The sequence below is a fragment of the Methylomonas sp. LWB genome (assembly GCF_001856095.1).
Lineage (GTDB): Bacteria > Pseudomonadota > Gammaproteobacteria > Methylococcales > Methylomonadaceae > Methylomonas > Methylomonas koyamae_A.
This window is the reverse complement of record NZ_MKMC01000046.1, coordinates 1-8,670: the sequence shown is the minus strand read 5'-3', so window position 1 is coordinate 8,670 and position 8,670 is coordinate 1. Positions and strand designations below refer to the sequence as shown.

Genomic DNA, 8,670 nt, shown 5'->3' with positions numbered 1-8,670 from the left:
CGACGACTTCGACCGCCTGGTTAAAATCACCTATCCGGACGGCACCACGCAAACCACCACCTGGGACAAGCTCGACAAGGTGTCGGTGACCGACCGCGAAGGCCGCGTCACGCATTACAGCTACGATGCGGTGCGCAATTTGGTTGCCGAAACCGATCCGTTAGGACATCAAACGCAGTATGGCTACTTCCCTAATCAAACCTTAAAAAGCCTGACCGACGGCAACGGCAACGTCACCAGCTGGAGCCGCGACATTCAAAGTCGGGTCACGGCTAAAACCTATGCCGACGGCAAACAAACCACGTTTGCCTATGAAGCGACGACTAGCCGACTCAAATCGGTGACTGACGCGCTGGGTCAAAAGAAAACCTTCACCTATGCCAAGGACGATAAACCGACGGCGCTGACTTACAGCAATGCAGTCAATACCACGCCGAACGTCAGTTTTAGCTACGATCCTTGGTTCCCTAGAGTGGCGTCGATGACCGACGGCACCGGCACCACGCAGTACCAATATCGGGCTATTGGCCAATTAGGCGCACTAAAACTGAGCCAAACAGACGGTCCTTTTAACAACGACACCCTCGCTTACCAGTACGACGAATTGGGCCGGATAGTGAAACGTACCGTGGATGCCAGTAGCGAAACGTTCGGTTACGATGCGCTGGGCCGTTTGATCAATCACAACAACCCGTTGGGTAATTTTGCCCAAACCTATCTCGGCGAAACCGGTCAATTGACCGCTCTGCAAGACAGCACCGGCAAGGTTGGCGCGACTTTGGAGTACGATGACAACCAGAACGACCGGCGTTTATTGGGCATCCAACATATCGGCGCCGCGCGTAGCTACGGCTATGTCACCACGCCGGAAAATCGGATCAGCCAAATCAACGAAACCACGACCTTAAGCGGAAACTGGGCCGCCAAAGACTATACCTATGGCTATGACGATGCAGACCGACTGACCTCGGTGGATGTCTCCAGCGGCGATCAATACCGCTACGCCTATGACGCTGGCGACAACCTGACCGGCATTGACACGCCGAAAGGCAATAACTCGATCGCGGTCAATGGCTTGAATCAAGCCACTGCCGTCAACACCCAAAGCAATACCTACGACGCCAACGGCAACCTCACCAACGACGGCGTGCGTAACTATGCCTGGGATGCGGAAAATCGTCTGGTCAAAGTCGCGTTGACCGGACAACCGGGCTTCTATTACCAGTTCGCGTACGACGGTTTGGACCGGCGGATTTCGATCACATCCAGTAACGGTGTGATGGCGCCATCGGTTATGCGCTATCTGTGGTGCGGCGACACTCTGTGTCAAGCCCGCTCAGCCACGGACTCGGTGGCACGGCGTTATTATCCCGAAGGGGAGGTCAGAACTGCGGGCAATGTGCGGCTTTATTATGCCCGAGACCATTTAGGCTCGGTGCGTGACGTGCAGTTGATGAATACCGGGGCGACGGTCGCTTCGTTCGATTACGATGCCTACGGCAAACCGATCCAAAGCATGGCGAGAATTACGCCAGATTTTCTGTATGCCGGGATGTTTAACATCCAGGGTGTTGGGTTGCATCTAACCAATTACCGCGCTTATGATCCCAATGTCGGGCGATGGGTATCGCGGGACCCGATTGCTGAAAACGGGGGCGTTAATCTATACACCTATGTTCGGAATAACCCTCTTCGCTATATCGATCCGCTCGGTCTTGACGTAACAATTAATATAAATAGGACGACCTACACGCCAACATCAATTGTTGGGACAATTGATGTTTCAAGTACGGTTACAAATCAAACTTTCTCTGGTAACACACTGGAGAATGCTGCGCCACCAAATCAAAACTTACCTGTTCCGCCAGGAACATACTCAGCGTTCGTCAGAACTGATTACACGCCTAACAGAATACAGTTAAACAATGTTCCACAGGCATCCGGGGTTCAAATACATAAAGGAAATACCTCTAACGATGTTGTAGGGTGCTTTGCAGCAGGAACATCTACTTCACCAAATTTTGTTGGTGGTAGCGGTAATGCAATGAATCAAATCAATAACATAATTTCTGCCGATGGAACGGGAAATATTACTGTTATTGTCAATGGCGCAACATCAGCACAAACACCGGGGCAATAAAATGAAAATATTTTTAATGTTTTTCTTGCTTATTACATCATTAAACACTTACTCGAATGAGATTGCTCATGGTTCAGTTTGGGATAATTTTCTATCCAATCCGAACAAAAATGCTTTTCTTAAAATAAATCCCTTGGTTGCAAATATGACCGCACAATGTAACCAAGTAAATTTGCCAAATAACTCTCAATTGAAACAATTGCTTAACCTTGTTCAGAAAGGAAATTCATTTGCATTGCGAACCGGAGTTTTAATTTTCAAATGTATTGGAACTGGTGATCAAGAAGATTTTTTTCGTAGCACTGGTTTATTTTTTGAAAAAGAACCTAAGTTGTTTTTGATGACGATAAAAAACAATGCTATTGACGAGCAGAATTTACGCTATATGGTTACGATGACTCCAATCGACTTGGTTGATGATCTTGATGCACAGATTGCTGTAATTAAGCATCGCATTGATTTGCTTAGTAAAATCAAGAAGAAATCAGCTCTAAATGAAACTACGACTGCCATATCAGCATCATTAGAAAATAGACTACAGGACTTTGAAAAAATAAAAGCTGATCAAGCAAAGTAGACTGACTTTAAAGGGGGCATTAATACCTACACCTATGTTGGTAATAATCCGCTAAGTTATATCGATCCTCTTGGGCTTGATCGTACTTATGCTGTCGGGCAGAGATTAGTTACCTTTCCTGATGGGCAAATGACACCCGCAGAGTCGGCCATTGTGCAAGCGGGATTTCCTGAAGCCAATGGGCCAATGGCTTTTCTTAATGGTGCTGCAAGGGCGGTTGGAACTGCATTAGGGTTTTGTCCTGCTGGACGAGGGGCACAGGCTGCAAAGGGTATGACCGTTCTCGGCCATTACCCTGCATACAAACAACTTGCTGACAACATTGGCGCTCGTCGTTTCAACATCCCCGAATCAGTTTGGAACACGATGTCTGATGCAGAGCGCTGGGCAGCAAATCAGAAATTCCTTGATCGTATGGTCTCTCGTGGGGATGACATTATCTTGGCTACGCCTTTAGAAAATGTACGGCCCGGAAGCTACTATGCTAGCGAACTTGAATATCTTGCTAGCAAAGGTTACGCACCTAGCGCAGATGGAACCAAACTCATCAGACAGTGAGCCTATGACTAATTTAATTGATATTGCTCCTGCCTTCGCTTTTATTTTAGATAAGGGTTTTGTACCGGGGGAAAGCGAATATAAACCTCAAGAGTTTGGTAATGCAGTATTGGTAATGACAGGTACCCAATTCTCTCTTCGCTTTGAGCGGGATCGTGGACAAGTTTTTATTGACGTAGGCAACAATATATTTGGGTGGTACAAGCTCGAATATGTGCTTGAGTTCCTGGACTGCATAAACACCCAATCGCAGCTTGGCGCCCCACCGGAACCAAGGCTTCTGGCAAGTTTACTTCAGCAGCTTTGGGAAAAAGTGATAGCTTTGTTCAGTACTCCAGAGGAAATATCGCAATTACAAATATTCTCTAAGCAGAAATCTACAGCCTTGTTGGATAAGATATTCCGCAGACCTTGATGTCTTAAGTCGTTGTCAAAATGCGCGTCTAGAAAATTTTTTTACCAAAACCAGGAGCCGTGTCTTCGTTTTTACCCCGCAAGCCCGCATCGCATCTAGCGAAAATGGACTAAACTATGACGGAAGCGCGTCAGGGGTAATCATATACACCTATGTTGGTAATAATCCGCTAAGTTATATCGATCCTCTTGGCTTAGATTGGGTTTACTCTCAATCCACCGGACAAATGACTCATATTGATAATCAATCTGGTGCAACTACTCCTGATGGCGATGGTTATGCTGGACATAATTTAGGTCTTAATAATCCAGACTATCAAAATGTGCCGGGAACTGGGCAAAATTCCAATGGCGGTCCACTTCCACAAGGTGCATATACAATTGAACCTCAACAAAACAATGTAACTGGAACAGGGGTTCAATTGCCGGCCTCAATGCGTTTAACCCCATACCCTTCAAACAATATGTTCGGGCGAAGTGGTTTTTTAATTCATGGTGGCAATATGAGTACGCAGAGTTCATCGCAAGGATGCATCATTTTGCCAAAGGCAAATCGCGATATTATTGGAAATAGTGGAGACAATGTTCTAAGGGTTGTGCCATGAAAAATAGAATTTTTGTTTTTTTAATCGCCTTTCTGTTCAATGTAATGGTTTGTAGCGCCTCACCATCAATCGAACCCGTAAGAATAAATTCTAAGGGTACGACTGATTTATCCGAGATTTTTGGCAAGAATCATATATTAATTAAATTTACGACTCATGAAGTAGACCTGAATCCGTGTTCCCACTTGCCAATACCAGTCCTGCAGCCCAATTAGGGCATTTTTTTGCGGCTAGATCGAGTCAGGCCTGATTTTTAGCTCATCAAACCGTATCGCTAGCGCCAAATTTGCCGGCGGCAGTTGTATTTTTCTAAGTTTTACCCCGAAATCGGAGTTTTTGAACAAAACTGGCCGAGCCACCATCATCGGTGGCTGAACAACAACCGGTCGGCGTGTGCCGTAGAGTTTAGCTCGGCGCGCAACGCGCTTGCAGCACCAGACGCTGTTGCAAAAATTCGAAAACTTTCGCCACCTTTGAACCCTGGCCTAAATCCAACCACCATTGTCGGGCCTTGTGAACCACTTGCGCCGCCCGGTACATGATTTCCTGCAACACGGTGCGAAATCTGCGCCGTTTAGCCGGATGTCGAATGGGGGCAAGGTCGCCCAGCAAGCCCAGTTGGCCGATCAGGCGCAAACTGTTATAGGCCAGCATGCCCAGTCGCAGGATCGCATCGTTGGTGTCGAACTTGCCGGACGGCAGGCGCTCCAAATCGAGGTCGGTTTTAAACTCGGAATGAAACTGTTCATGGGTGCCGTGATCGCGGTAGCGCTCGATCACCTTGGCTTCCGGATCATCGAGACTGGTCCACCAGCCTTCCAATTCGATGTCCGGCAGCAGTAGCACTTGGCCGTGTTTATTAGTGGTGAGCTCGATGACCCGCACCACCAAACGGAAACGGCGGCTTTGTTTGCCGAACTGGCGCTCGATGTCCAGCGACCACAGCGCTTCGCGCTTGCCCGGGCGTTTCTCGGTGAAGGCGCCCTGGGCTTCGGCTTGCGCGACCCAAGCCTCTTTGTCCTGGCGGCGCGGATTCCATTTGATCAGATAGTCGAACGATCGGCCCAACGCAGCCCAGCGCCGGCGTTCATCGTCCACGGTAAACAACAACTTGGCGCTGTCGAAACCCGAGTCCTTACGCAGGAGTAGCGCTTGCTCAGGCGCCACCAACCGCTCGACGCGCGGAAACAACCAAATACTCGGCCTCTAGCGACGAATGCCAACGGCCCGGCCGTAATTCCAACCCGACGCACCAGCCTTCGTTACCCAGATAGGCCGCAACGGGTGTATAACCGTCCACCCCCTGGTAAGTGCGGCCGACCTCTTCCTTTTTGCTGCCGCTTTGATCCATGACGAAGGTGTCCATATCCAGGCAGACATAGCCTTTGTGCGCCGTGATCGGTGCCGCAGCCCGTTCGATGAGGCGGACCGACAGCTCATCCAGGGAATCGAGTAACGCGCTACCGACGCGATCCAGCCGCTGTCGCAGCCAGACGCTGCCTGGTACTTTGCCAATGTTCAGCGCCCGCTTGAAAAATCGGTCGTCCCGAAACGGTTCGATCGCCTCGAAATCGCTCTTGCCCAAACTGAGCAGCCCCGCCGCCGCTTTCACGACATCCGAGGTCTTGATGCCCTGCGACACCGGGATTCGCCCATCCACCACCGCTTCAATGTTGATAATGTCGAAGCATTGCCCAATCAACGCCAAGCCAACATACGAGGTCAGGGTTTTGTTCGAGGCTTTCAATTTGAAGCGAGGTTTCATCGGTTCGAGTGAAAAGAAAAAAACATATTATCCATTAGTTATCAGTGAATTAGGCATGTTTTTCCGGCTGCCAGCACGGATTAAGGGTAGATATAGGAAAACCTAGTGGCGAACGTCCTTTTAAAATATTCAATACCTGCACATATAGTCGTTTTCCATGTTCAGCGATTGATTTAGTTGAGTTTTTTGTTAATGATGCTTCATTGTTTGTGCCACGCTCTGTTTATTCTGATTTGGCGGATATAAGTGAAGTAACCTTATATCAGAAAAAGAAAGGCCAATTTGTGCTAAGCATAGTCGGTGGGGATGCTTCAGAAAGTTACACTGTAGAGATAACATTTAATAAGAATTCTCTTATCCAAAGAGCATTGATTGGCAATGAAACTAAGCAAATTCTGCAAAAAACAATTTATTATCCGCCACCGACAATGGATTGACACTATGGCGTAATAGATGCGTGTACGACGACGCGACCAAACATATACACCTATGTTGAGAATAATCCGGTTAACCTCATCGATCCTGAAGGACTTGCCAGTTCTGGCCAGCCTACTGATCTTGGTGGTGGCACAACCGTTCGGATTGATAATCCTCACGTTCCCGGACAGCAAGAACATGCACATGTTCAAACTCCGAAAGGCGAAGCTGTGGTTAATCAGGATGGCTCACAGAGTCACAAAGGAAAAGGGAGTCTGGATAATCTGAACAAGAAAGCATAAGATTTTTTGAGAGGGAAAGGATTTAAAATTCCGGGATTCCCCTTATTGATTGATCCGTGCCTCATTGATCCAGGCGCGCCGTTTTGTTCCCCCCAGTATCCAAACTGTCCTAATAGCTAACGACATGGAGAATTAACATGAAGGTTTTCGGCTACATTTAAGGGGATCACAACCAGCTTTTTAGACTGTCCGAGGTTACTCTTCAAGCAGACCCCCAAACACTAAAAGCAGTTGCGAGTTTTCTTTTGAAGCGTGCTAAGGAAATGGAAGACGACGATTCTTGGGAACATGAGCACTTTGCAGACTCAACTTTTACGGATGTTGTATTAACCAATATTATTGTTTTTCGTGATAACTGACCCGCGCAGAAAAGGGGTCAGGTTACTTTTCGACGACTTCGACCGCCTGGTTAAAATCACCTATCCGGACGGCACCACGCAAACCACCACCTGGGACAAGCTCGACAAGGTGTCGGTGACCGACCGCGAAGGCCGCGTCACGCATTACAGCTACGATGCGGTGCGCAATTTGGTTGCCGAAACCGATCCGTTAGGACATCAAACGCAGTATGGCTACTTCCCTAATCAAACCTTAAAAAGCCTGACCGACGGCAACGGCAACGTCACCAGCTGGAGCCGCGACATTCAAAGTCGGGTCACGGCTAAAACCTATGCCGACGGCAAACAAACCACGTTTGCCTATGAAGCGACGACTAGCCGACTCAAATCGGTGACTGACGCGCTGGGTCAAAAGAAAACCTTCACCTATGCCAAGGACGATAAACCGACGGCGCTGACTTACAGCAATGCAGTCAATACCACGCCGAACGTCAGTTTTAGCTACGATCCTTGGTTCCCTAGAGTGGCGTCGATGACCGACGGCACCGGCACCACGCAGTACCAATATCGGGCTATTGGCCAATTAGGCGCACTAAAACTGAGCCAAACAGACGGTCCTTTTAACAACGACACCCTCGCTTACCAGTACGACGAATTGGGCCGGATAGTGAAACGTACCGTGGATGCCAGTAGCGAAACGTTCGGTTACGATGCGCTGGGCCGTTTGATCAATCACAACAACCCGTTGGGTAATTTTGCCCAAACCTATCTCGGCGAAACCGGTCAATTGACCGCTCTGCAAGACAGCACCGGCAAGGTTGGCGCGACTTTGGAGTACGATGACAACCAGAACGACCGGCGTTTATTGGGCATCCAACATATCGGCGCCGCGCGTAGCTACGGCTATGTCACCACGCCGGAAAATCGGATCAGCCAAATCAACGAAACCACGACCTTAAGCGGAAACTGGGCCGCCAAAGACTATACCTATGGCTATGACGATGCAGACCGACTGACCTCGGTGGATGTCTCCAGCGGCGATCAATACCGCTACGCCTATGACGCTGGCGACAACCTGACCGGCATTGACACGCCGAAAGGCAATAACTCGATCGCGGTCAATGGCTTGAATCAAGCCACTGCCGTCAACACCCAAAGCAATACCTACGACGCCAACGGCAACCTCACCAACGACGGCGTGCGTAACTATGCCTGGGATGCGGAAAATCGTCTGGTCAAAGTCGCGTTGACCGGACAACCGGGCTTCTATTACCAGTTCGCGTACGACGGTTTGGACCGGCGGATTTCGATCACATCCAGTAACGGTGTGATGGCGCCATCGGTTATGCGCTATCTGTGGTGCGGCGACACTCTGTGTCAAGCCCGCTCAGCCACGGACTCGGTGGCACGGCGTTATTATCCCGAAGGGGAGGTCAGAACTGCGGGCAATGTGCGGCTTTATTATGCCCGAGACCATTTAGGCTCGGTGCGTGACGTGCAGTTGATGAATACCGGGGCGACGGTCGCTTCGTTCGATTACGATGCCTACGGCAA

General features: G+C 49.2%; 7 protein-coding genes and 1 pseudogene. 7 read left to right on the top strand and 1 reads right to left on the bottom strand.

Annotated elements, in window-relative coordinates; all coding sequences use genetic code 11:
* The 5 genes from BJL95_RS17955 to BJL95_RS24180 form a co-directional block, all read left to right on the top strand.
* A partial coding sequence (locus tag BJL95_RS17955) for a DUF5675 family protein (protein ID WP_139306313.1) occupies positions 1–2,140 on the top strand: 2,140 nt, incomplete at its 5' end.
* A gap of 1 nt (position 2,141) precedes the next feature.
* A complete protein-coding gene (locus BJL95_RS17950; RefSeq protein ID WP_071159939.1) occupies positions 2,142–2,717 on the top strand; it encodes a hypothetical protein in 576 nt (191 codons plus the stop codon).
* A gap of 129 nt (positions 2,718–2,846) precedes the next feature.
* Positions 2,847–3,275, top strand: coding sequence for a hypothetical protein (locus tag BJL95_RS24820; RefSeq protein WP_139306312.1), 429 nt, complete (start codon positions 2,847–2,849; stop codon positions 3,273–3,275).
* A 4-nt stretch (positions 3,276–3,279) separates the two neighbouring features.
* Positions 3,280–3,690 carry a hypothetical protein gene (locus BJL95_RS17945; RefSeq protein ID WP_139306311.1) on the top strand — a complete coding sequence of 137 codons (411 nt, stop codon included), beginning with the start codon at positions 3,280–3,282 and terminating at the stop codon, positions 3,688–3,690.
* 226 nt (positions 3,691–3,916) lie between these two features.
* Complete coding sequence (locus tag BJL95_RS24180) at positions 3,917–4,294, top strand: tlde1 domain-containing protein (protein ID WP_083386147.1); 378 nt, start codon at positions 3,917–3,919, stop codon at positions 4,292–4,294.
* Positions 4,295–4,699: 405 nt separating this feature from the next.
* Here the strand turns inward: BJL95_RS24180 and BJL95_RS17940 are convergent.
* Positions 4,700–6,059: pseudogene (locus BJL95_RS17940) on the bottom strand (IS1380 family transposase).
* A gap of 203 nt (positions 6,060–6,262) precedes the next feature.
* Here BJL95_RS17940 and BJL95_RS24815 point away from each other — a divergent pair.
* Together BJL95_RS24815 and BJL95_RS17930 are read left to right on the top strand one after the other, a co-directional pair.
* Positions 6,263–6,496: a hypothetical protein gene (locus tag BJL95_RS24815; protein WP_139306310.1), complete on the top strand. Its 234-nt coding sequence runs from the start codon at positions 6,263–6,265 to the stop codon at positions 6,494–6,496.
* Positions 6,497–7,126: 630 nt separating this feature from the next.
* Positions 7,127–8,670 (top strand): RHS repeat protein (locus BJL95_RS17930; RefSeq protein WP_139306309.1); only part of this gene is annotated, 1,544 nt, incomplete at its 3' end.